The following is a 22,907-nucleotide window of genomic DNA, read 5'->3' on the forward strand; positions in this document are numbered from 1 at the left end:
CCGCTACGCTGGCCACGAGGTCTCCGGTATGTGGTGCTTCTTGGTCGTTGGACCATTTACCGGAGACCTCGTCGTATGTCGATCACTTCCATGCGGCCAGCCTCAAGGCCTTTTGAAACACGCCTTAGCAGGAACTCCTCGCGCGAGGGTGCCGAGCGGCGCATCACCCGATCGGAGCGGATACGGCCCAGCAGTTCGACGGGCAGGTCGCGCAGGACGTAGGCCAGGCGTGTGATGTCGTAGCCGGCATCGGTCACGATCAGCACGTCCGGGTTCCCGGTGCACCATTGACCGGCGGTGATCAGTCGCTCGATGACGCCGCGGAGCTGGTTGGCGGTGACGGCGGTGGCGTCGTCGGCCGGCCCTAGCCGCACCACATCCAGCGGCGCCGTCCACGAGGTGCGGCCCATCTCCAGCGCCGCCACGAAGGAGTAGGGCCAGCCCGGGATGAACTGCGAGGCGCTCTTGGCCCGGCCGTACACGTGACAGAACAGCCGCTCGGCCGAGCAAGGTGCGTCCGAGCGCAGCCACGGAGACACATCCACCGCCAGCACGATCCGCCCGTCCGGCCAGCGCGGCAACGGCAGCCCGGCCAGCACCTCACGGAGCTGTGCCACGTCAATCCGGCCGTGGTTGAGCGCGCCGTATAAGGCGCCATGCCCGCGCCGGTACTCCGGCGACAAGGTCAGATCTACCGTCGAGCGCACCGGCCCCGGCTCGCACAACAGCGCATCAGCCAGCTCGAACAACGCATCGGCTCGCGCCTTGAGGCAGGCGTAGACGTCGTTGCGGAAGCGGGACAGCTCCTTGAAGGACTCGACACCAGCGGCATCGTTCAGCAGACTCACCCTCACGGCCTTGTAGTGATCAGCAGCGACTCGACACCGCACATGATCACTCAAGGCCGTCTTGCTGTCCGCGAAACGATCAAACCCTGCTCAGCACAACAATCCGGACGATAAAGAACAAGCTTAGAGCCTGTTCCCAAGCTTTTGATCTCGGGGTTGTGCCGGTCCGGCTGCCGGCAACCGGAGTTTTGGATGATCGGGGATCCCGTCAGGGTGGCGCTGGCTATTGTCGTGGCATGTCCGATTCCTTCGATCAACTGTTCTTAGTTCCCGGCGATGGCGTAGCGGAGCAGCCTTCAGATTCGGTCCCAGGCTTGCGATACATCCCCGATTGGCTGGCTCCACCAGCCTGTGAGTCCCTGCTGTTGATCATTGACGCCACCAGCTGGTCGACACAGTTGCGGCGTCGGGTACAGCATTACGGCCATCACTACGACTACGTCCGACGTGGCATGGCTCGGAACTCCGCGAGCGCAACCGCCCCAGCACTGCCATCCTGGGCAGGAGAGCTGGCTGCACGCCTGGTCCGCGAAGGAATCATGGATCAGGAAGCAGACCAGGTGATCGTCAACGACTATCAGCCCGGGCAAGGCATCAGCCCTCACGTCGACTGCGTGCCATGCTTTGGCCCAGTCGTCGCTGCCGTATCCCTGGGCTCTCCTTGTCTTATGGACTTCACCCACTCCGCGGAGAAGAAAAAGGTCTCGGTAGGTCTTGCCCCGGGCAGCCTCTGTGTCATGACGGGACCCGCCCGATACGCCTGGCGTCACAGCATCGCGGCTCGCAAGAGCGATCCAGGCCCTACTGGACGGGTCGCTCGTGGACGACGTGTGTCAGTGACGTTCCGGACGGTGATATCGCCTCCCATCTGAGAGCGGGTCGCCGAACCTGGAAGTGATCGCGTAGCCTCGACGGCGGCTATAAGCCCGGAACGCTGGGAGCAGGATGTGGCGCTGTCCGGACTGGTGGCCATGGTGAGCGTCGCGTCAGTGTGGGGGTGTGACGGTCGGGGAAGAGCGTTACTGCCCGACCTGCGGGACGTCGTTACCAGGGTGGATGCGGCGGGATGCCCGTTTCTGTTCGGACCAATGTCGAGCTCGACAGCGGTGGTTGCGGGTGCGCACTCGGCGTCGGGTTGAGGCGATCCGGGACCCGTCGCCGGCGCGGCGGGTGGTCTGCCGGGAGTGCGCGGGATTCTGGGTTGAGGGCGTGGATCATCCGGTGGGGACGATCTACTTCTCGGCCGCGTGTCGGACGCGGGGGTGGCGGCGCCGCAGAGCCGATGAGGAAGGCGTCACTGTGACGGCCTTCTCATCGGATCGTTGATCACGCATTGTCCGAGTATGGCGGGGCGGCGAGAACTCTCTTTCCAGGGCATTGTCACGCACTGTGGTGAGGTGGAGACTTCGCGCTAGTGGCCGGTTGAGGCGCTGGAGCGAGGAGGGACGCGAGGAGCACCATGGTGGGAAGGGTGACCCGCGAGCGCTATGACGAGCTGGTCGCCGACGGCCTGAAGCAGATCGCGGCCCAAGGCCAGATCCAGCTTCGCCTGGGCGACTACACGCTGGAAATCGAGCCGATGAACCCGCACGGCGGCGGACAGGCTAGCCCGGACGCGGACTGGATGTCGGTACGTGACTCGCTGGCGCTCTACGCCGAGGACCTCGACATCACGGTGAGCACCCTGCTGGACCACCGGTGGGTCGCCTCCCGCTGGCCCAAGCCGCATCGCCAGGACGATGTCTCCTACAGCGTGCATAAGGCGTTGGCCGCCATCCAGGACGAGGCCGAACGCTACGCGCGGATCCTCCATCCGGCCTCTGCATGAGCGCAGCGGCCGCCGGCGCTGGACCCAGGACGCCGACAGACGCGTAGTCGGCCAGCGGGTCAACCATCCGGGGTCGGAGCAGGAGAAGGCCAACAAGGTGCCGGACCTGCTGGCCGATGAGCAGGTCGCCGCCCAGGTGGCTACCGACCTGCTGCGCCAGCCCACCGTGGTAGCCCGGGTCGTCGAAGACAGCACCGCCATGCACCTGGTCAACCGCGCCCAGGTCGACCGCCCGCACCGCGTCGCCAACGAGCGGCGACAGGAGGTGCCCCGCCAGACCTGCTCGGCGATCGAGCACGCCCGCCAGAGCGTTCGTCACCGACAGGAGTACATCGCCTTTGGTGGTCGCCTGCGCGGCGTTCGTGGCGGCCACGGGCAGGGTGGTGCCCTTGCTCCGCGACCGGAGCTTCACGCCCGAAGAGATCGAGCGGGTGCACGCCAACCTGGCCGGGTGCGCGGCGCGACCGACTGGATCGAGACCGCGGTGGACACCGGCAACCTCAGCATGGACGAGGGCCTGGCCGCGCTGTTGCGAGGCGAGTGAGCGGCGATGACCTCCTCCGGCCGAGGGCAGGTCAGGCTGCCCAAGAATGTCTGCGGTGAACGCGTCAGGATGGCGCTGGTCGAAGCCCGCCCGGCCGGGCTGAGCCCCTACCAGGTCCTCAAGGGCATCTTGTGGATCAAAGAGGTCGCCGCGCGCGAGCACCTGACTCCGTTGATCTATACAGTCAGGGACGGTTACCGCTTTCCCACCGACCCCGCTGACTGGATCTCCTACGAAAAGGCCAGCTCGCCACCGCGCTGACCCGGATCAGCCGTCTGCTGGACGGGACGATCACTCCGCACGCGATGAAGTATCCCGACGACAAGTGGGCCAAATTCGTGCTGGCCCAGGCCTCCAGGATGGTCTCCACCCTGGACATACTGGCCAACGGCACCGCCCCCGTCGGCAGCTGAGGCGCCGATGATGCGACGGCGCCGCTACCCCTCCGACACCAGCGCGGCCGAATGGGCGCTGCTGGAACGCCTGCTGCCGGTTCCGGCCTGCCAGACCCCCAGCAGTGGCAGGCCGGAAAAGCACCGGCGCCGCGACATCGTCGAAGCGATCCGCTACCTGGTGGCCAACGGCTGCACCTGACAAGTTATTGAGAATGTTCGATAACGATGATGATGGCGACGCGCTCGGACCTGGTCTTCGGTCCATCCGTAAGGTGATCGTGCTGGTTGGGTGCGTCGGTTGATGACTGGTGGCTGATGTGATCGCCGATAGGCTCGGCCCATGTCAGAGGCTGAGGCGGTGAAGCGCAGGCCGCGGGAACTTGGTGAGCTGAGTGATGTCTTCGATTTCCTTGAGGAGGTTCGGCTCCGTCCGGGGACGTGGGTGCGCTCGCTCGAGGACCTGGGCTCCGTCTTGATCGGGTATCAGGTCGCCGTCAAGGTTCACGGCGTCACCGAGCAAGTCGACTTCTGGCCGAGTGGTCCCTTCGCCGAGTGGCTGTGGACGAAGCTTGGACGACATAGTTCTCTTGGCTGGGCGGTCGAGATCCAGCGTGAGGCCGAAGCGGCGAACGTGAATCCGATGGAGCTGTTCTTCGCTTTCGTGGATGACTACCGGATCGAACGCGAGCACCCTGTGTCGAAGGCGCTGTGACGGGTTGGCTCAGGGATTCTCCTTGCCGTCGGGGCGTGGCGGGCGGTTCGGGGTTTCAGCGGCTTATGACGGTTTCTTGTTCTACGCGGGACAGTTTGTCGGGGTTGCGGACGTGGTAGGCGCCGGTGACGTGGCCGTTCTCCATGCGCACTGCCACCACGCCGTCGATCTCGCCGTCGATCCGGACGAGCAGCCCCGGGCCGCCGTTGATCTGCACCACCTCGACCGATCTTTCGCCGTCGTGTTTCCACCAGCCGACGGCCAGCAGGCGGGCGACGCCGGCGGCCCCCACGATGGGACGTAGCAGGGCGTGTTTGACGCCGCCGCCGTCGCTCAGGGCGACGACGTCCGGCGCGAGGACATCGAGCAGGCTCTGCAGCTCGCCGGTTTCGACCGCTCGCTGGAAGGCGTGGAGCGCGGCGCGGGTCTCGGCCGGGGAGACGATGCCGCGTGGACGGCGTGCGGCGACGTGCGCCCGTGCCCGGTAGGCGAGCTGGCGGACCGCGGCAGGGCTCCTGCCGACGGCTTCGGCGATCTCGTCGTAGTCCAGGTCGAAAACCTCACGCAGCACGAACACGGCCCGCTCGACCGGCTGGAGCGTCTCCAGCACCAGCAGCATCGCGATCGAGACGCTCTCGGCCAGTTCGACGTCCTCGGCCACGTCGGGCGCGGTCAGCAACGGCTCCGGCAGCCACGGCCCGACGTAGGACTCCCTGCGCCGGCCGAGCGTACGCAGGCGGTCCAGTGCCTGCCGGGTGACGATCCGCACCAGGTACGCGCGCCGCTCCCGCACGGTGGCGAGATCGACGTCCACCCATCGCAGCCAGGTCTCCTGCAGGACGTCTTCGGCGTCGGTGGCCGAACCGAGCATCTCGTAGGCGACGGTGAACAGCAGGTTGCGGTGGGTCACGAACGCCTCGGTGGCCGTGTCCACGGACTCCGCGCGGCCGCCGGGATCGAACGGCCCGGCCGCCTCCGTCCGCCGCTCGCTGTGATCACTCATCCCCGGCTCCCTTCCCAGTACTGCCCCACGCACAGGACGCCGCTCCCCACCCCCGTGTAACACCCACGATCGGTGGTCTATGTCACATGGCCTCGTCCGTTACGGGGCCGGGGGCGCGGGCGTCTCGTGTTCGCCAGGAGGCACGACAAGAAGGGAACACCTCATCATGTCCACACCCGAGGCAACCGAACTCCGTTCACGCATGCCCAACCCACTCCCGTTCGTTCCCGAGATGGCGGAGGTCGGCGCGGGCCTGCACAAGGTCATCGAGAACGGCTCGGTTCCGCAGGCCACCATCCACCTGCTGCAGTTGCGGGCCGGTCAGATGCTCGGCAGTACCTACTTCACCATCAGGGAAACCGGCAACCTGCGCCGGGCAGGGGAGCCGGAGGAGCGCATCACCGCCGTGGCGACCTGGCGGGACGCCACCCTGTTCACCGGCGCGGAACGGGTCGCGCTGGAGCTGGTGGAGGCGGTCCTGACCCCGAACCCGTCCGGGGAGCGCGTTCCCGACGAGCTGTATGCCAAGGCGTCCGCGCACTACGACGACAAGGCGCTCTGGACGCTGATCATGGCGATCGCCCATATCGGCTTCTTCACCCCGGCCGCGCTCATCGCCAAGCCGATCCCCGGCATGCCCCCGGGCCAGAACTACAGCGACCGGGAAGGGAGCCCGGCATGAGCATCACCACGTGCGCGGTCGCAGGGGCGACCGGGCGGCTGGGACGCCACGTCGTGGACGTCCTCACCGAACGGGGGCACCAGGTCGTGCCGATGTCACGAGCCACCGGCGTGGACCTCGTCACCGGTGAGGGCCTGGCCGGGGCGCTCACCGGAGTGGACGTCATCGTCGACGTCGCCTCGTGGCACACCTCCGATCAGGAGGCGGCGACGGAGTTCTTCCGTGCGTCGGCCCGGAACCTGCACGCGTACGGGCAGGATGCGGGGGTCGCCCGGATCACCGTGGCGTCCATCATCGGGGTCGGCAGGGCCACCGCCGGGTTTCTCGCCGCCAAGAAGGCGCACGAGGAGTATCTGCTGTCCGGGCCGCTCCCCGTCCGTGTGCTGCGGGCGGCGCAGTTCCACGAGTTCGTCGGTCAGCTTCTGGACTGGCGGCAGGGCGACGTCGCCTACATCCCGGCCCTGCCCTCCCAACTCGTGGCCTGCCGTACCGTGGCCGAGGACCTGACCGGTCTGGCCCTCGACCCCGGCGAGATCGCTCGGGGAACGCCGATCCCCGAGATCGCCGGGCCCCGGAGGGAGATCCTCTCGGAGGCGGCCGCCCTCCTCGGCGCCCGCCGGAACATCAAGGTCGTCGGCGTCGACGGCTCGGGCATGCCCGATGCCGAGATCGCCGCCGAGGGCGGGTTCCTGCCCGGCCCGCACGCCAGGCTCGCGGGTCCGGCCTTCCGGGAGTGGCTCGGCGGCCGGCCCTGAGCGGGCTCCCGGTCCTGGCGGGGGCTACAGGCCGGTCATGACCAGGCTCATGTAGTACCAGTAATCGCTTCCGAAGATGTGCTGCGGGACGTAGGTGACCTGGCCGGTGGACAGCGTGGCGCAGGTGGAGCCCCACGCGGTGACCGAGCCGAGCTGCTTGCCCTGGCCGACGGCGGGCGGGGTGACCTCGCGCAGGCTGAACAGTGCTGATCCGGTGGTGCCGATGGTGGTGGACGGGTTGGCGAAGTTGCCGGAGTAGGCGCGGTCACCGTTGTTCATGGGGACGTAGCGGTTGCCGCTGGGGTACATGTATCCGGCGAGGTTGATCCGGATCTCGTCGCCGTTGTTCTCGTCCACGTCGTAGGCGTCCACGAAGTTCAGTTCCACCCTGCACGTGGAGGCCGCGGCCGTCGCGTCGGCGGGTGACGCCGCCGCGACGGCCAGGCCCGCCGTCAGCGCGAACGCGAGGAGGAGTTGGTGAGATCGCATGCCGTTCTCCCTCTGTTGACCCGCGTTTCATGCCGAAACGCCGGCATCTCAGGGTGCGGTTGGCGGCGTGCGCGGGTCAGTGGCCAAATGCGCGCTCCATCCACGCCCTTTTACCCGTTCGCACGCCTCGGCCCCGCTGGGAGGCCAGGACGGTGAAGCTCAGCTGAAGCGCGGTGGCGAGCAATCCGACGGTGATCGCGCCCGGTCCGAGCCCGGCGGCGACGGCCGCCACGACCAGCCCGGTGAACGCCACTGCGGCGAGTCCGGCGAAGGCCACCGCGGCGCTCAACGAACGCTTCATCACGACGCGGGCGGGCAAGATCGTCGCCCGGCTGAAGGCCACCCGCTACCAGCGGGCACCTGGCGCCCGGCCTCGACCTGGCGAGGGCGATCCTGTCGGGTCCGCTGTACCTCAAGGTCCTGATCACCCGGGAACCACTGATCCGCGACTCCGTGGACCGGGTGATCGAAGCCGTCTTCGCCGAAATGCGACTCGACCGGTCGCATCGATCAGGAATCGAGAAGCGCCGGCCGATCGACTCGCCCTAGCGTGACGCGGGTAGTCACGAACAAAAGCGGCGAGGAGTCGATGCGATATGGCGAAGACACGAAGGATCGTTTACTGGGTTTCCACCCTTGTGCTCGCATCGGGGCTCGTCGGTTCGGGAGTTCAGCAGATTCTGAGGATCGAGGGCAGGGAGGCGCTGGCGCCTCCCTATGCCTGGGGGATCGTGGAACTGGGTTATCCCGTCTACATTCTCACCCTCCTGGGCGGGTGGAAGCTCCTGGGAGCGCTGGCTATTCTGCTCCCCAAATATCCGCTGCTCAAGGAGTGGGCGTACGCGGGCATGTTCTTTCTGTTCACCGGAGGGATGTTCTCGCACATCGCCACGGGCGACGCCTGGTATCAGCTGCTTCCGGCGCTCTTTCTTCTCCTTCTCGCGACAGTGTCGTGGCATTTCAGGCCGGAGGGCAGGAGGCTGCCGGCGCGCTAGGCCGTTTGCCGCCCGCGGTGCGGTTCAGCAGCCGCCGATCCGGCAGAGCTTGGCGGCCATCCGCTCGGCGTCCTCGCCGTGCTGGGCGAGGGTGCGCAGGGCCTTGGCGTCGTTGCGCAGGTCCCAGTACAGCGCGACCGCGGCACCCTTGCGGACCGCCACGAACTTCTGGACCTGCGTGACCGCGCCCGCCTGCCTGACCGTGCGCGATCCGCCCACCGCCCCGTCGCCGATCGCCGCCAGGACGACCTTGACGCCCTCGCATCGCGCCATCCGCTCGCGCATCTGCTTGATCATCTTCTCTGCCCCGGGAATGCCGGCGAAGAGGAAGACCTGCTCGCCGCGCGAGGAGTGGGTTTTCTCGTTGCCGTCGTTCTTCGGGTTGAAAGTGATGTCACGCCGGTCGGCCCAGCCTTTGAGCCTGGCGTTGGAGCACTGAATGTTGTTGACCTCGGCCAGTTCGCGTCCCTCGCCCTCGTTGACATACCAGTGCTTGTTCTTGGCGTCCTGGCGCGCCTGCTTCTCGTAAAGCAGGAAGTCTTTCGGAATCGACCGGCTTTCGGCCACCGCCGCCTGACTCGTGAGCATTCCGGCAACCGCTGCTCCGGCTATCACCCATGCGATCCGCACGTATATCAGCCCCCTTCTCATGTGGATCTTTCGTAGGGTTGGATGGCAGCCGCGCGATAAAGGTTCGGACTTCATCGAGAATTCGGTCGGCGTTTTGAAGGCCCAGGCGGTCTTGGGCGATCAGGAACGGCGGCGCTGTTCGCGGATCAGCAGCCACACCAGGTAGCCGCCACCGGCGATCACGGTGACGACGCCGACCGGGAGAACCCGCGGCATCAGGTGCTGGGCCGCGTGATCGGCGAGCGCCAGCAGCAGCGCTCCCGTCAGCGCCGAGGCGCTCAGGGTGACTCCGGGGCCGCGGGTGAGGCGGCGGGCGATCTGTGGCGCGGCCAGGGCGATGAAGGCGATCGGCCCGGCCGCGGCGGTGACGGCGGCGGTGATCACGACAGCGGTGAGCAGAAGGGCGAGGCGGCTGCCTTCGACGCGGACGCCGAGGGCCCGCGCGGTGTCGGCGCCCATCTCCAAGATGCGCAGGGACGGCTGGAACCGGCTGAGAACGATCAGCAGGGCGAGGGTCGCGAGGCAGGCCGGAGCGGCGCGGTCCCAGCCGATGCCGTTCAGCGATCCGGCGCCCCAGACCGCCCCCGCGATGGCGGTCTCCAGTTGCGCGCGCAGGAGCATCCAGGTGTTGGCCGCGGTGAGGAGCGCGGAGACTCCGATGCCGACGACGATGAGCCGGAACCCTTGGACGCCCCGGCGGAAGGCGAGCAGATAGACCACGACGGCGGTGGCCAGGCCGCCGGCCAGCGCGCCCGCGGCCACGTCGAGGTAGCCGCCGCCGGCGCCGATGATCACTATCAGCGCGCCGGTGTAGGCCCCGCTGGAGAACCCGATGACGTCAGGGCCGGCCAGCGGATTCCTGGTCAGCGACTGAAAGACCGCGCCCGCCACGCCCAGCCCGGCGCCGAAGACCACGGCCGCCACCGCGCGGGGCAGGCGCCACGTGAGCACGACCGTACGGGTGACGCGGTCCTCCCCTCCGGTCAGGGCGGCGGCGACCTCGTCGACGCCGAGCCGGAGATCACCCGTGGTCAGCGACCATAGGACGACCGCGCCGCACAGCAGCAGGAGCGACAGGTTCACGGCCATGGCTCGCACCTCGGTCACAGCCGGCTCGCCCTCGCGCGCCGGGCCAGGACGACGAGCACGGGCGCGCCGACGAAGGCGGTGACGATGCCGACGGGCACCTCGCCGGGTGCGGTCACGACCCTGCCGATCACGTCGGCCACCAGGAGCAGGATCGGCGTGAGGACGATCGTGTGCAGGAGGATCCATCGCTGGTCGGGACCGGTGATCCACCGCGCGACGTGGGGCGTCATCAGGCCGGCGAACGCGATCGGGCCCGCGATCGCGGTCGCCGAACCGGCCAGCAGCGTCACCGCGACGATCACGAGGGCCCGCGTGCGCCCGACCGCCACCCCGAGGGAGGAGGCGACCTCGTCGCCGAGGGCGACGCCGTTCAGCGATCGAGCGGCCACGAGGGCCAGCAGCAGGCCCGCGGCCACGAAGGGCAGCGCGGGGAGCAGCACGTCCGGGCCGCGGCCCGCGAGCGTGCCCGCGTTCCAGCCGCGCATGTGGTCGAAGACGCGAGGCTGAAGCAGCATCATCGCCGAGGTGACGCCCACCAGCACCGCGCCCATCGCGACACCGGCGAGCGTGAGCCGGATCGGATCGGCGGCTCCCTTCCCCGCCGACCCGATCAGATAGACGCCGAGCGTCGCGGCCAGCGCGCCGGCGAAGGCGAACCACAGGTACCCGCCGGCCGAGCCGGCCCCGAACACGGCGATCCCGATCGCGACGGACAGCGCCGCCCCGGCGTTCACACCGAGCAGTCCGGGGTCGGCGAGCGGATTGCGGGTCAACGCCTGGATCAGCGCGCCCGACGCGCCGAGCGCGGCGCCGGCCAGCAGCCCGGCGGCCGTGCGCGGAAGACGGAGGTCACGCACGATGTGGTGGTCGCCCGACCCGTCGAAACCGGTGAGCGCGCCGGCGATCGCCGCGACGTCGATCGGCCTGGCCCCGACGGCGACACTCAGGATCGCCACAACCACCAGCGCGAACACGGCCAAAACCAGCCACGACACCCGTGCCGCCCGGGACCGTGCCGGACCTGGGCTCATGAGGCGCCGGTGACCTGGGCCCACAGCGCCGGCCCGTCCGCCGCGCCGGCCACCCGCCCGTCGCCGAAGAGCAGCGCGTCGAGGTCGCGGAGCACCCAGACCTGGTTCAGCGGGCCGACTCCGAACCACGCGGAGAAGTCCACCTCGCCGGTCCGCGATCCCGAGGTGTCGAGCAGCCGGTTCTCCAGCGGAGACGGAGCCCCGAAGGAGACCGAGCCGGCGAACGCGACGATGATCTCGGCCTTGTGCTCGCCGAGGTTCTCCGGCGAGAGGTTCTCGTATCCCCACTCGTTGCCCTTGAGCGCCTGCCGGGCGGGACGCCTCAGGCCCAGTTCGGTCAGGATCGGGCCGAAGCCGCGCGCGTTGCCGTACACGCAGAAGGTGTTCTCGCCGCACGCCGACAGCGCCGATACGGCGGCGCCCGCGAACTCCGAGCCCTTGACGCGGCGCGCCAGATCGGTGCGTGCCGTTGTGAGACGCCGCGCCACCGCGGCGGCCTCGGCCTGGTGTCCCGTGATCGCGCCGAGGGTGCCGAGCGTGTCCTCCAGCACGGGCAGGCCGGGCAGGATCACGACCGGCGCGATCTCGCGCAGTTGCGGGACGATCGTGTCGCTGCCGGTGTTCGGCAGGCCGACGACGAGCTCCGGCCCGGCGGCGGCGACGAGTTCGGCCTTGCCGGGCTCGACCAGCTCGACCCCGGCCTTGGTCAAGATCGTGTAGGCGGCGGACACGAACGGGTCGGTGTCGTAGCCGTACTTCCCGGCGTGCGCCGGGACGACGCCCAGCGCCAGCAGGTTGAGCGCGGTCTGGTAGTCCAGCGCCCAGATCCGGGAATCGGTGACGGGTACGGTGACCTCGCCGTTCGCGGACGTCACGGTCACCGTTCCACGGGCCGGTTCGGGCGCGGAAGGCGAGGCGGTGCCGCAGGCGGCGAGCGAGAGCGCCACCGCGAGCACGATGGCCGGCAGGCGCGTCCTCACGACGGGTGTCCCTTCTGGGCGATGCGCCAGTGCCGTGCCCGCTCGTACTGCCGGGACAGCCGCGCGAACGCCCCGCCCGTGCGCAGCAGTTCCGAGGGCGTGCCGGTCTCGGTGACGCGGCCTTCGTCGAGCGAGACCACATGATCGGCCGCGGCCAGGGTCGCGGGGCGGTGGGCGATCACGATCACCGTGCGGCCGGGGTCGTCGCCGAGGTTGGCGATGGCCTGGGTGATCGCGGCCTCGTTCTCGGGGTCGAGCGCGGAGCTGGCCTCGTCGACGAGCACGATGCGCGCCCGCTTGAGTATCGCCCGCGCGATCGCGACGCGCTGGCGTTCGCCGCCCGACAGCTGGGCGCCGGCCTCGCCCACACGGGTACGCCAGCCGTCGGGCAGCCGCTCGACCACCTCGTCGAGCCGTGCCGCGGCGGCCGCCTCCTCCAGCTCGTGCCAGGTCGCCTCCGGGTGCGCCAGGCGCAGGTTGTTCTCGATGGTGTCGTCGAACAGGTAGACGTCCTGGAAGACGATGGCGATCTCGTCGAGCAGGGCGCCCGGATCGAGGTCGCGGACGTCGACGCCACCGACGCGCACGTGTCCCGAGTCGACGTCGAAGAACCGGGCGATGAGCCGGGTCACCGTCGTCTTCCCCGAGCCCGAGGGGCCGACCAGCGCGGTGGTGGTGCCCGGCCGGCAGCGCAGCGACACCTCGCGCAACGCGGGGGCCTGGCCGCCCGGGTAGGTGAAGCTGACGCGCGAGAGCTCGACGTCGGCCGCCTCGATGCCGCGCACCGGGCGGGCCGGCACGGGCAGCGCGGGCGTGGCCAGCAGCTCCTCGATGCGTGTGATCTTGTTCGTCATCGCGCGCAGCGCCCCGATGAGGTCGATGAGGTTGCCGAGCGGCTCCAGGAAACGGGCGGCGAGCACCAGCAGCGCGATCGCCTCGGGGACCGAGACACGCTCGCTGAGCACCAGCTCGGCCGCCAGCGCGAGCACCGCGACGAAGCCGCCCATGATCACGCCGGTGTAGACGAAGAACGGCCGGCGGGCGCGGCGCATGCCGTCACGGTAGGTCTCGCGGTGGTCCACGAGCGCCGCGCGCATCCTGGGCGTGCCGTCGGCGTACCCGGCCGCGCGCAGGACCGGCTGGGCCTGACCGAGCTCGATCGCCCGGCCGGCGACCCCGGCCGACGCCCGTTCCAGCTCGATCTCGGCGATCTCGGCGATGCGCGCGGCACGCCGTAGCGCCCAGAAGGCGACGAGCGCGATCGCGCACAACAGCAGCGCCATCCGCCAGTCGACGGCGAACGTCACGGCGACGATCGTCGCGGGCAGCAGCGTCGAGGTGATCGCGGGACCGGCGACGGTCACGGCCAGGTGCGCGGAGTCGCCGACGTCCGCGGTCACGCCCCGGGCGAGCCGCGCCTTGTGCTCGGCGGTGAACCACCCCAGCGGCAGCGCGCTCACGTGCCGCATCAGCCCTCGCCGCAGTTGCGCCGCCAGCGCGCCCGACGCCGCGAACCCGACGGGGGTGGCGATGACGCTCAGCACCGCGTACGCCACCGCGCCGATCGCGCCGAGCACGAGCCAGGGGGTGGCCGCGGTGAGGTCGGGCTCCGGCCGTACGACGGCGTCCAGGATCGGGACGAGCAGACCGAGCAGCAGACCTTGCAGGACGGCCTGCGCGGCGGTGAGCAGCCACAGGCGGGCCAGCAGTTTCGGCTCCGGCCACAGCCGGTACAGCCGCCGGATCATGCGAGGGCCCCTTCCTGCGCGGCCCACATCCTGGCGTACAGGCCGCCGCTCGCGAGCAGGTCGTCGTGGTTGCCGCGCTCGGCCAGCCGTCCCCTGTCGAGCACGAGGATCTGGCCGGCGCCGGCGATCGTGTGCAGCCGGTGGGCGATCACGATCACCGTCTTGCCGATCGCCAGGGTGGCCAGCGCGTCCTGGACCGCCGCCTCGCTGTCGGCGTCGAGCGCGGCCGTCGCCTCGTCCAGCACGACGATCGGCGCCCCGGACAGGATCGCCCGCGCGATGGTCAGCCGCTGGCGCTCGCCGCCCGACAGGCTGCCGCCGCCCGCGTCGAGCAGCGTGTCGTACCCCTCGGGCAGGCGTTCGACCACCTCGTGGATGTGCGCGTCGGCGGCCGCCCGGCGAACCTCGGCGTCGCTCGCGCCGGGCCGGCCGATGCGGATGTTCTCCGCCACGCTGTCGCGCAGCAGCGCCACGTCCTGGAACACCAGCGACATCGACGCCAGCAGCTCGGCCGACGGGATCGAGCGCACGTCGGTTCCGCCGATCCGGATCGCGCCGTCCGTCACGTCGTAGAAGCGCGGCAGCAGGCTCGCGAGCGTCGTCTTGCCCGCGCCGGACGGGCCCACGATCGCGGTCACCTGCCCTGGCGGGCAGACGGCGCTGACGTCGTCGAGCGCGTTGGTCACCCCGTCGTAGGAGAACGTGACGCGGTCGAACTCCACGCCGTGCCCCTGCGGCCTTTCCGGGCGCGCGGGCTCGGGCAGCGGCGGGCGCGACAGCAGCCGCTCGATGTTGGCCGCGCCCATCCGGCCCTTGCGTACGCCCTGGGCGGCGCTCACGGCCGGGAGGATCGAGTTCGGCAGCCCGACCGCGACGACCAGGAACGCCACGAGGTCGGCGACGGCGAGCGACCCGTGGCTGAGGAAGGCCAGCCCGGCGGCGGTCACGACGGCGAGGACGGCCATCTCCGAGCCGAGCAGCCGTGATGTCGCCGAGCTGTAGCGCACCTCGGCGACCCACGCGGCGAACGCCTGAGTGTGCTCGTCCACGGCGTCGTCGAACCGGCGCAGGACGCGGCCTCCGGTGCCGAACGTCTTGACCACCTGGATCCCGTCGGCGTACTCGACACTGGCCGCGCTGATGCGGGCGTCGGCGGCGATGAGCCGGTTCATGTGGGTCGTCATGGAACGCATGGAGACGCGGTAGACGATCGCCATCAGTCCCAGCACGCCCAGCGCGATCAGCGCCATGGGGACGTCGACGAGGAACAGGTATCCCGCGCCGACGACCGTCACCGTGACCGCTCCGGTCAGCTGACCCAGGGCGTGCGCGATGACCTCGTGCATCTCCTCCAGATCGCCCGTCATCGCCCGCTTGACCCGGCCGGAGCCCGAGGCGCGGAACCAGCCCAGCGGCAGCGCGCCGAGGTGACGGACGATCCGCACCCGCAGGTCGTGCAGGATCGCCGCGTCCGCGTAGTGCCCGACGCGCGAGGACTGCACGAGCAGCAGCAGCCACAGGGCGGCGCCGGCGGCGCCGACGCCCACCCAGGTCCAGATGGCGGCGGCGGCCCCCGCGGGGTCGCCGAGCATGACGCGCGCGATCTCGGCGACGGCGATGTACGGCACGATGCCCGCCGCCGCGCTCAAGGCCGACAGGATCGCGCACACCACGAGGTGGGTCCGGACCGGGGCGAGCAGCCGCGCCAGGGCCCCGGCCTTCGCGAGCGCGGCCGGGGGATCTGCTGTTGTCGTGCTCAAGACGTCGTTCCTCCTGGGGACCACGGGGGCTTAGGTATGCCTAACCTCATTTCCAGCTTGAGACGTGAAGGTGACTTGATGTCAAATGGCCCTATGGATGAGCCTCTCGGCGTCTCGATCGGCCAGGCGGCCGCCCTCTACGGCCTCGCCCCCTCGACGCTGCGATGGTGGGAGTCCCAGGGGGTGCTGCCCGAGCCGCCGCGTGTCAACGGGCGCCGGGTCTACACCGAGACCGGGCTCCGCCGGATCGGGCTGGCGTACCTGTGCTGCGTGACGGGGGCGATGCCGCTCGAACAGGCGTCAGTCGTCACCGCGGGCAGCCGGAACCGGCACTGGCAGGACACGGTGAGGCGCCACGCCGGGCTGATCGAGGAGAGGATCAGGCACCTGCGCAGCGCGCAGGACTATCTGCTGCACCTGTTGCTGTGCCCGGACGACGACATCGTCGGCGAATGCCCGGATCTCGACGGCGAACTGGTCAGGCACACGCCGCGGGGGCTCGTCCCGGCACAGGATCTCGTCGCCGCGGCCCGGTCGGCCCGTGATGAAACACCGTCACCGCGTGACGAAATAGCCGTGCCGGCGGATCGCTGCGCCGTCTGCGGAGAGCCCTTCGCCCAGCCCGCGCGCGGACGCCGCCGGACGTACTGCTCGCCCGCGTGCCGCCAGAGGTCCTACCGCCGCAGCCGCGGCCCGCGGACCTCCGGTGACGCCTGACCCGCCTTGATCGGGGTCCCGGCGACGACTAGCCTGAGCGCCGTGTTGCCGGGAGGCGGGGGCCGAGGCGATCGCATCACCGGGAAGAGCCGCTGCCATGGAGTTGGGGATCGACTGACGATGAGCGCGGAAGAGGATTTCGAGCAGGTCGGCGCCGAACTGGCCGATCTGGGCGTGCGGATCTCCGGGATGATGGGGAGACCGGCGCTCAAGGACCGGGCGGGGAAGGTGTTCGCGAGCCTGCAACGTGACGGCGCGATGGTGTTCCGGCTGGTCAGAGATACCGCCGAGCACGCGACCGCGCTCAAGCTGCCCGGGGCGTCGCTGTTCGACCCTTCGGGGCACGGCAGGGAGATGAAGGACTGGGTGGTCGTGCCCCACTCCTCGGCCGGGGAGTGGACGGATCTGGCCGAGGCCGCCCACAGCCGCCCCCGCTAGGCTGGGTCGCGTCGCGCGCAGCGGCTCGACAGGACCAGGATGGAAGCATGCCGAGAGAGACTCCGCCCACCGGGAAGCGCCCGACGCCCGAGCTGCGAGCCTCTCATGCCGACCGGGACCGTGTGGTGGACGTGCTCCGCATCGCGGCGGGGGAAGGGCTGCTGAGCGCGGACGAGCTGGACGAGCGCCTGGAGGCCGCCCTGTCCGCGCGGACCCTGAGCGAACTGACCCCGCTCACCGCCGACCTGCCGCCCGTGTCGGCCACGGCCGGTGCGGCCGTCGCGGAGGTCAAGGACCTGGTCCGGATCGAACAGGTCCACAGCGGGGCGATCGAGCGCACGGGACGCTGGGTGGTGCCGCGCAGGCTGGAGCTCGCCGTCACCTATTGCGCCGTCACGCTCGACTTCACCGACGCGGTGATCACGCACGACACCCTGCGGATCGACGTGAGCATGACGGGCAAGACCCTGACGCTGGTCACGCGGCCGGGCATCGTGGTCGACACCGACGGTCTGCACCTGGTGCACAGCAAGGTCAGGCACCAGCGGAATCCCGAGGCGCCGGTCACCCTGCGGGTGGAGCTGGCCGGTCAGAAGGTTCACGGCCGCGTGGTGGTGCGGCCCCCGCGCCGGACGTTCGGGCAGTGGCTGCAGCGCGGGCCCGCGTCAAGCGATTGAACCTCACGGCTTGACCTTGCCCCAGGGGCAAGCTTCGAGGATGCTCTGCATGGACACCAACACGCCGCACACCATCGAAGCCCAGATCCGCGACCAGGTCGCCGCCTCCTGCGAGTCCGCCGGCATCCCCGGGTTCGTCGCCGGCGTCTACCAGGCCGGCGAGCAGGTCATCGTCTCCCACGGCACCGCCAACGTCGCCACCGGCGCGCCCATGCTGCCCGAGACCGGATTCCTGTTCGGCTCCGTCACCAAGGTCCTGACCACCACCCTGGTCCTCCAGCAGGTCGACCGCGGGCTGCTCGACCTCGACGCGCCGGTGACGAGGTACCTGCCCGGCTTCGCGCTGGCCGTACCGGGGGCCGCGGACAAGATCCTGGTCCGGCACCTGATCGGGCACACCAACGGCATCGACGCCGACCTGTACTTCCCCGGCGACAAGGGCCGCGACGCCCTGGACGCCTACGTCAAGGGCCTGGCCGGCGGCTGCGGCACGCTGTTCGAGCCCGGCGAGCAGCTCAGCTACTCCAACGGCGGCATGATCGTCGCGGGCCGCCTGCTGGAGGTGGTGACCGGCCTGTCCTTCCCCGACCTGCTCGAACGCGACGTCTACACCCCCGTCGGCATGAAGGACTCCAGCACCTCGGCCGAACAGGCCATCCTGCGCAGCACGGCCGTCGGCCACTTTCCCGACCCGGAGACCATGGAGCCCAGGCCCACGAACATGTTCACGCTGCCCGACACCTGGGGCCCGGCCGGCGGCACCCCGATCGGCACCATCGCCGACCTGCTCGCCTTCGGACGCACCCACCTGGCGGGAGGCCTGTCGCCTTCCGGTACGCGTGTCCTGTCGGCCGGGTCGACCGCGCTGATGCAGCGGATCTCCCACGACATGGGCAGCCCCAACACCCCGCCGATCGGCCTGGGCTGGGTGCTGTACCCGTTCGGCGACACGACCGTCCTGGCCATGTCGGGCGCCTCGCCCGGCGGCGTCTCCATCCTGTGCGTGATCCCCGAGCACGACCTGGTCTTCGCCGCCTACGGCAACAACCCGGCGGCGATCATGCTGCAGGACCAGCTCCTGGGGTGGCTCCTGAGCGAGCACCTGGGCGTCCGGATCCCCCAGCTGATCACCGAGCCGCGGCAGGACGTCGACCTCACCCCCTACGTGGGCACCTACCGCTCCAACCAGCTCCGCGTCGACGTCACCGTCGTCGACGGCCAGCTCGAGGAGCGGACGACCTACGAGCCGGCGGACGCCTCGCAGGAGCGTATCTTCACCGAGTTCGCCGGGGGCACGACCTCCGCCCCGCCGCAGCGCTACGTGCCGATCCGGCCGGGCCTCTTCGCGCCCGCCGGCTACCCGCCGGAGACGTTCGACGGGTACCTGCGGCTGCTGCTCGTCTCCTTCCACGACGTCCGGGACGGGCGGGCGCGCTTCCGGAACGGCGGCGGCCGCCTGACCCGCCGGGTCTGACCCGTCCATGCCGAGGTGGAAGGATGTCCGGCATGCTCACGATCGGCCAACTCGCGGACTACGCCGGAGTGACCACCAAGGCCATCCGCCACTATCACGAGCGCGGCCTGCTCGCCGAGCCGGGCCGCGACTCCTCCGGCTACCGGCGCTACTCCGCCGCGCACGCCATCACCCTCGTCAAGATCAGGACTCTGGCCCACGCGGGGGTGCCGCTGGCCCGCGTCAGGGACCTTCTCGACGCGGGGCCGGAGGCGCTCGCGGCGGCCATCGCCGAGATCGACCACGACCTCGAGGACCGCATCACGCAGCTGACCCGGTCCCGCGAGCAACTCGCCCAGCTGCACGGCGGTGACCGGCTCTTCGTCTCCCCGCAGGTCGCCGACTACCTCGACGACCTGCGCGAGCTCGGCGTCAGCGAGCGCGCCGTCGAGGTGGAACGCGACGGCTGGATCCTCATGCAGACGGCCTCGCCCGAGGACGCCCTGGTCTGGATCACCGAGAAGCGCGAGCTCATGACCCATCCCGAGTTCCGCGCCCTCTACCTCGACCATGACGCCGCCTACGACTGGTCGCCCGACGACCCCCGCCTGCCCGGCCTCGCGGATCGTACCCGCGAGTGGTTCGCCCGCCACCCCAGCCGCGCCGAGACCCGCCCGGTCCACAACCCGGAGATCGCCCGGCTGGCCGCGCAGTCCCAGCCCGGGGCCTCATCCCCGGCCTACGACCGGCTGGCCCGGCTCATGGCCCGTTAGCCACGGACGGCCCGCTACGGCTCCGACACCGACGGTGGCCACTAGGCTGGCCGCGGCTTCTGGTCACGTTCGGCGGTGTGACGGGCCGGCAGTGAGGCCGGGCGTGGGGGCCGAGGCGTTGAACGACGGCGGCACGGTCTGGATGGAGGCCCCAATGGCAGGTGGCGAGTTGATCACCGCGGTGATCGTCGATGATCACGCGGCCATCAGCGCGGGCGTCCACTCCTGGTGCTCACGGGCCGACCCGAAGATCGCTCTGATCGACGCCGGGGACCGGCTCGCCGAGGTCTGGACCGGACCCGGCGCCGACGCCGACGTCGTGATCTTCGACCTGGAGCTGGTGCCGCGCCGGCCGGACTTCGGCGAGCTGCGCCGGCTGGTCGACAGCGGCCGGCGCGTGATCGTGTACTCCCAGCACACCGACGACGCGACCGCGATCAAGTGCGTGGACCTGGGCGCGCTCGCCTACCTGACCAAGCGCGAGGGACCCGAGCACCTGGTACCCGCGATCCGGGCGGTCGCGCGGGGCGAGTCCTACACCGCGCCGTCGCTGTCCGGGGCGCTCATCGCCGACGACGACCCCGGCCGGCCACGCCTGTCCCAGCGGGAGACCGAGGTGCTGCGGGCGTGGTTCGTGTCCTCGTCCAAGGAACTCGTCGCCGCCAAGCTCAACATCACCGTGAAGACCGTGGACACCTACATCGCGCGGGTCCGGGTGAAGTACGCCAACGTGGGGCGGGCGGCGCGTACCAAGAGCGAACTCGTCGGCCGCGCGCTCGACGACGGGCTCGTCACGCTCGCCGAGCTCAACCAGACCTCGCCCCCCGATCAGTGAGAGGCTGGTGTGCGGTGGTTTGCTGGATATGGTGCTCGTGGGTCATTTTCGCTAGCTGGTGAAGGACTGATGAGGACCACCGACTTCAGCAAGGCGCCGCCCCAAGGGCAGGCGGGGGCGATGTTCGTGGGGGCGACGCGGTATCGGGGGCCGTTGTCGATCCTCACGCTCACCTTCACGTGGGTGCGCATGGTGCGGGACATGAAGCGCATGCGCGGGTACCGCTGGCACAAGGTCTACTGGGAGTTCCCGTTCACGCTCGGGACCCTGGCCTTCTTCGAGGACCGCGACTCGCTGCTGGTGTTCGCGCGCAGCCGCCATCACCGCGAGCTCATGCGGTGGGTGACCGACGGGACCAGGAACGCCACCGGCGGATACATCCGGCTCTACAACGCCGAGCCCGAGGGCTACTCCAACGGCGTCTGGCGGGCCGAGGGCGGGCCCATGGCGCACATCGCGACGTTCACCCCGCTGTCCGGCGAGGACGGCGACGGGCCGGCGGTGACGCGGGCGTGAGTCTGCGCACCGTCGAGTCGCGCCGGGACCTGGCGGAGTTCCTGGCCCTGTCCGATCGGGTCTATCCGGCGGGTTCGGGCTACGTGCCGCCGCTGCGCGCGCAGGTCCGGGCCTGGCACCGCCAAGGGGTACGGCTGGCCGTCCTGCGCCGCGGCGGCCGGGTCGTGGCCAGGACCACCCTGCACACCGACGCCGCGTTCGACGCCAAGCTGGGCGGGAGGACGCAGCTGTTCGGGCTGACGGAGTTCGAGGAGGAGGCGGCCGAGGAGCTGTTCGAGGCGATCGTGGCCGAGGGGCGGGCCGCGGGGCGGCAGAGCGTCTTCGGGCCCGTTTCGCTGTTGCCCAACCAGAGCGGCGGGGTGATCACCTCCGGGTTCGGGGATCGCGGGTTCATCGACAGCGCCTGGAATCACCCCTACTACCCGGCGGCCTACGAGAAGCACGGGTTCGCGCGCCGGTTCGAGGCCGACACCTGGATCTGTCCCGTGCCGGGCGAACCGGTCTTCGGCTTCGACGACGCCCGCCTGGCGGCCGAGGAGCTGGAGATCCATCGGGGGGAGCGGCGGCGGCTGGGGGAACAGCTGCCGATTCTGCGGGAGATGCTCAACGCCGCCTTCGCGCAGCTCGGGTACTACACGGAGATCTCCGCCGAGCAGCTCGCCCGGCAGACCGACGGGCTGTCGTTCCTGCTGGACGAGTCGCTGCTGCTGTATCTGACCAAGGCGGGCCGGCCGGTGGCGTTCGTGCTGTGCGTGCCGGACATCTCGGCGTTCGTGGCCCGCATTCGCGGCGATCTTCACCTGGTCAACCAGCTCCGGCTGCTGCTCACCCGGGGACGGTACCGGCGCGAGGCCGTCCTGATCATCAAGGGGACCGTCCCCGCCGAGCAGGGGCACGGCCACATGCGGCTGCTCTCGCGGGAGCTTCACCGGGGGCTGATCGCGGGCGGCTATCACACGCTGCGCAGCACCTACGTCGAACGTGGCAATCCCGGCTCCGCCGCCCAGTTCCAGGCCATGGGCGGGCGGCCGCTGCACGGCTACACGTTCTACGAGAAGGCGCTGTGAAGGCGTTGCGGGAGCTGGAGACCGACTTCTGGCGGGCCCCCAGCGCGCACAACACCCAGCCCTGGACGCTGACCTACACGGGCGCCGGGGCGGTCGTCGGCTGGGACCCGGAGCGGGCGCTGCCCGTGAGTGACCCCACCGGGCGCGACCTGCGGCTCGGGCTCGGGGCGTTCGTGGAGACCTGCCTGATCGTCTGCGCTTCGGCGGGGCTGCGGGTGGGGTTCCGGGCCGATCCCGGGCCGCTTCGGGCCGGGGTGCTGCACGAGACGGCGCGGCCGTACCGGACGGAGTTCACGACGGCGGACGTGCGCGGGCGCGGCTCCAACCGCGGCCCCTATCACCCGGGACGGCTGCCCGGCGACCTGGCGCCGGGGGTGCGGCGGGTGGCCTGCCGGGATCTGGCGGTGCTGCTGCACGCGGCGGACCTGCACCAGTTCGGGGACGCGGCGGTCACCGCCGAGCTGCGGGAGTGGCTGCGGCTCACGCCGCGGCATCGGCGCTACGACCTCGACGGGCTGACGGACCGGGCGCTCGCGCTGTCCAGGACCGAGGCCCTCGGCCTGCGGGCGGCGCTGGCGGTCCATCCCGTCCTGCGCAGGGCCGGGCTGCCCAGGATTCTGGCGGCGGCCGGCAAGGGGCTGCTCGACTACGACGGCGAGGCGCTGGTGCTCGTCGGGCCGCCGGGGGACGAGGTCGAGAGGGGGCGGGAGCTCATGCGGCTCTGGCTGACGCTGTCCACGCGCGGCTATACCCTTCATCCCCTCAGCCAGATCATCGACAGCCCGCCCACGCGCGACCTTCTGGCCGCTCACCTGGGCGTGGACGATCCCGCGAGCCTCCTTCACCTCGCCCGTGCCGGCCTGCCCAAGGGGGCGGCGCCGCGTTCTGCCAGAATCGCCCGTTGACAAACCACCTCAAGCATTGAAAAGTGCCCAGTTAGGT

Annotated in this window: 28 protein-coding genes; 18 read left to right on the plus strand and 10 right to left on the minus strand. The window is 70.4% G+C overall.

Translation table 11 applies throughout. The features are described from left to right. Positions 1–56: 56 nt before the first annotated feature. Positions 57–848: a transposase gene (locus ACIBI5_RS41455; RefSeq protein WP_397255304.1), complete on the minus strand. Its 792-nt coding sequence runs from the start codon at positions 846–848 to the stop codon at positions 57–59. A 236-nt stretch (positions 849–1,084) separates the two neighbouring features. On the opposite strand from ACIBI5_RS41455, the gene ACIBI5_RS41460 reads away from it, so the two are divergent. The 6 genes from ACIBI5_RS41460 (at position 1,085) to ACIBI5_RS41485 (ending at position 4,327) form a co-directional block, all read left to right on the plus strand. Continuing rightward, positions 1,085–1,720 (plus strand): alpha-ketoglutarate-dependent dioxygenase AlkB, encoded by a 636-nt coding sequence (locus ACIBI5_RS41460; protein WP_397255306.1) that lies wholly within the window; start codon positions 1,085–1,087, stop codon positions 1,718–1,720. A gap of 599 nt (positions 1,721–2,319) precedes the next feature. Then, entirely contained in the window at positions 2,320–2,676 is a 357-nt protein-coding gene (locus tag ACIBI5_RS41465; RefSeq protein WP_397255308.1) for a DUF6192 family protein, read from the plus strand. Further along, entirely contained in the window at positions 2,588–3,220 is a 633-nt protein-coding gene (locus ACIBI5_RS41470; protein ID WP_397255310.1) for a DUF6192 family protein, read from the plus strand. Before ACIBI5_RS41465 ends, ACIBI5_RS41470 begins: the two co-directional genes overlap by 89 nt. A 6-nt stretch (positions 3,221–3,226) precedes the next feature. After that, the gene (locus ACIBI5_RS41475) at positions 3,227–3,481 is read left to right on the plus strand and encodes a hypothetical protein (protein WP_397255312.1); all 255 of its coding nucleotides are present in this window, start codon (positions 3,227–3,229) and stop codon (positions 3,479–3,481) included. A 159-nt stretch (positions 3,482–3,640) separates the two neighbouring features. Beyond that, positions 3,641–3,814: a transposase gene (locus ACIBI5_RS41480; RefSeq protein ID WP_397255314.1), complete on the plus strand. Its 174-nt coding sequence runs from the start codon at positions 3,641–3,643 to the stop codon at positions 3,812–3,814. 141 nt (positions 3,815–3,955) lie between these two features. Continuing rightward, the gene (locus tag ACIBI5_RS41485) at positions 3,956–4,327 is read left to right on the plus strand and encodes a hypothetical protein (RefSeq protein ID WP_397255316.1); all 372 of its coding nucleotides are present in this window, start codon (positions 3,956–3,958) and stop codon (positions 4,325–4,327) included. 55 nt (positions 4,328–4,382) lie between these two features. On the opposite strand, the gene ACIBI5_RS41490 is transcribed toward ACIBI5_RS41485, so the two are convergent. Next, positions 4,383–5,330, minus strand: coding sequence for an RNA polymerase sigma-70 factor (locus tag ACIBI5_RS41490; protein WP_397255318.1), 948 nt, complete (start codon positions 5,328–5,330; stop codon positions 4,383–4,385). A 202-nt stretch (positions 5,331–5,532) separates the two neighbouring features. Between ACIBI5_RS41490 and ACIBI5_RS41495 the strand changes: the two genes are divergently transcribed. Together ACIBI5_RS41495 and ACIBI5_RS41500 are read left to right on the plus strand one after the other, a co-directional pair. Beyond that, a complete protein-coding gene (locus ACIBI5_RS41495; protein WP_397255320.1) occupies positions 5,533–6,012 on the plus strand; it encodes a carboxymuconolactone decarboxylase family protein in 480 nt (159 codons plus the stop codon). Further along, positions 6,009–6,767, plus strand: coding sequence for an SDR family oxidoreductase (locus ACIBI5_RS41500; RefSeq protein ID WP_397255322.1), 759 nt, complete (start codon positions 6,009–6,011; stop codon positions 6,765–6,767). Before ACIBI5_RS41495 ends, ACIBI5_RS41500 begins: the two co-directional genes overlap by 4 nt. A 24-nt stretch (positions 6,768–6,791) precedes the next feature. Here the strand turns inward: ACIBI5_RS41500 and ACIBI5_RS41505 are convergent, their stop codons facing one another. Next, positions 6,792–7,256, minus strand: a complete 465-nt coding sequence (locus ACIBI5_RS41505) for a hypothetical protein (RefSeq protein WP_397255323.1) — start codon at positions 7,254–7,256, stop codon at positions 6,792–6,794. 76 nt (positions 7,257–7,332) lie between these two features. After that, the gene (locus tag ACIBI5_RS41510; RefSeq protein ID WP_397255325.1) at positions 7,333–7,545 is read right to left on the minus strand and encodes a hypothetical protein; all 213 of its coding nucleotides are present in this window, start codon (positions 7,543–7,545) and stop codon (positions 7,333–7,335) included. Between the two features lie 307 nt (positions 7,546–7,852). Here ACIBI5_RS41510 and ACIBI5_RS41515 point away from each other — a divergent pair, with 307 nt between their 5' ends. Beyond that, complete coding sequence (locus ACIBI5_RS41515) at positions 7,853–8,251, plus strand: DoxX family protein (protein WP_397255327.1); 399 nt, start codon at positions 7,853–7,855, stop codon at positions 8,249–8,251. A 24-nt stretch (positions 8,252–8,275) separates the two neighbouring features. Here the strand turns inward: ACIBI5_RS41515 and ACIBI5_RS41520 are convergent, their stop codons facing one another. From ACIBI5_RS41520 to ACIBI5_RS41545, 6 genes are all read right to left on the minus strand, one after another. Beyond that, entirely contained in the window at positions 8,276–8,839 is a 564-nt protein-coding gene (locus ACIBI5_RS41520) for a hypothetical protein (RefSeq protein WP_397255329.1), read from the minus strand. 162 nt (positions 8,840–9,001) lie between these two features. Next, on the minus strand, positions 9,002–9,970 hold the full coding sequence (locus tag ACIBI5_RS41525; protein ID WP_397255331.1) for a FecCD family ABC transporter permease: 969 nt from the start codon (positions 9,968–9,970) through the stop codon (positions 9,002–9,004). A gap of 14 nt (positions 9,971–9,984) precedes the next feature. After that, positions 9,985–10,926, minus strand: coding sequence for an iron chelate uptake ABC transporter family permease subunit (locus ACIBI5_RS41530; RefSeq protein ID WP_397255333.1), 942 nt, complete (start codon positions 10,924–10,926; stop codon positions 9,985–9,987). 71 nt (positions 10,927–10,997) lie between these two features. After that, entirely contained in the window at positions 10,998–11,981 is a 984-nt protein-coding gene (locus ACIBI5_RS41535) for an ABC transporter substrate-binding protein (RefSeq protein ID WP_397255335.1), read from the minus strand. Continuing rightward, positions 11,978–13,729: an ABC transporter ATP-binding protein gene (locus ACIBI5_RS41540; RefSeq protein ID WP_397255337.1), complete on the minus strand. Its 1,752-nt coding sequence runs from the start codon at positions 13,727–13,729 to the stop codon at positions 11,978–11,980. The genes ACIBI5_RS41535 and ACIBI5_RS41540 overlap by 4 nt, the downstream gene beginning before the upstream one ends. Then, positions 13,726–15,489: an ABC transporter ATP-binding protein gene (locus ACIBI5_RS41545; RefSeq protein WP_397255339.1), complete on the minus strand. Its 1,764-nt coding sequence runs from the start codon at positions 15,487–15,489 to the stop codon at positions 13,726–13,728. Before ACIBI5_RS41545 ends, ACIBI5_RS41540 begins: the two co-directional genes overlap by 4 nt. A gap of 93 nt (positions 15,490–15,582) precedes the next feature. Between ACIBI5_RS41545 and ACIBI5_RS41550 the strand changes: the two genes are divergently transcribed. The 9 genes from ACIBI5_RS41550 (at position 15,583) to ACIBI5_RS41590 (ending at position 22,870) form a co-directional block, all read left to right on the plus strand. Then, complete coding sequence (locus ACIBI5_RS41550; RefSeq protein ID WP_397255341.1) at positions 15,583–16,206, plus strand: MerR family DNA-binding transcriptional regulator; 624 nt, start codon at positions 15,583–15,585, stop codon at positions 16,204–16,206. 120 nt (positions 16,207–16,326) lie between these two features. Then, entirely contained in the window at positions 16,327–16,644 is a 318-nt protein-coding gene (locus ACIBI5_RS41555; protein ID WP_397255343.1) for a hypothetical protein, read from the plus strand. Positions 16,645–16,691: 47 nt separating this feature from the next. Next, complete coding sequence (locus ACIBI5_RS41560) at positions 16,692–17,321, plus strand: DUF1707 domain-containing protein (RefSeq protein WP_397255344.1); 630 nt, start codon at positions 16,692–16,694, stop codon at positions 17,319–17,321. A gap of 49 nt (positions 17,322–17,370) precedes the next feature. After that, entirely contained in the window at positions 17,371–18,795 is a 1,425-nt protein-coding gene (locus ACIBI5_RS41565) for a serine hydrolase domain-containing protein (RefSeq protein WP_397255346.1), read from the plus strand. A 32-nt stretch (positions 18,796–18,827) separates the two neighbouring features. After that, positions 18,828–19,547: a MerR family transcriptional regulator gene (locus ACIBI5_RS41570; protein WP_397255348.1), complete on the plus strand. Its 720-nt coding sequence runs from the start codon at positions 18,828–18,830 to the stop codon at positions 19,545–19,547. A gap of 154 nt (positions 19,548–19,701) precedes the next feature. Next, a complete protein-coding gene (locus ACIBI5_RS41575; protein ID WP_397255350.1) occupies positions 19,702–20,382 on the plus strand; it encodes a response regulator in 681 nt (226 codons plus the stop codon). A 69-nt stretch (positions 20,383–20,451) separates the two neighbouring features. Next, the gene (locus ACIBI5_RS41580) at positions 20,452–20,898 is read left to right on the plus strand and encodes a DUF4188 domain-containing protein (RefSeq protein ID WP_397255352.1); all 447 of its coding nucleotides are present in this window, start codon (positions 20,452–20,454) and stop codon (positions 20,896–20,898) included. Then, the gene (locus ACIBI5_RS41585) at positions 20,895–21,965 is read left to right on the plus strand and encodes a hypothetical protein (protein ID WP_397255355.1); all 1,071 of its coding nucleotides are present in this window, start codon (positions 20,895–20,897) and stop codon (positions 21,963–21,965) included. The genes ACIBI5_RS41580 and ACIBI5_RS41585 overlap by 4 nt, the downstream gene beginning before the upstream one ends. After that, positions 21,962–22,870, plus strand: a complete 909-nt coding sequence (locus tag ACIBI5_RS41590) for a hypothetical protein (protein ID WP_397255357.1) — start codon at positions 21,962–21,964, stop codon at positions 22,868–22,870. Before ACIBI5_RS41585 ends, ACIBI5_RS41590 begins: the two co-directional genes overlap by 4 nt. Positions 22,871–22,907 lie beyond the last annotated feature (37 nt).

It is taken from the genome of Nonomuraea sp. NPDC050540 (genome assembly GCF_044457485.1).
Lineage (GTDB): Bacteria > Actinomycetota > Actinomycetes > Streptosporangiales > Streptosporangiaceae > Nonomuraea.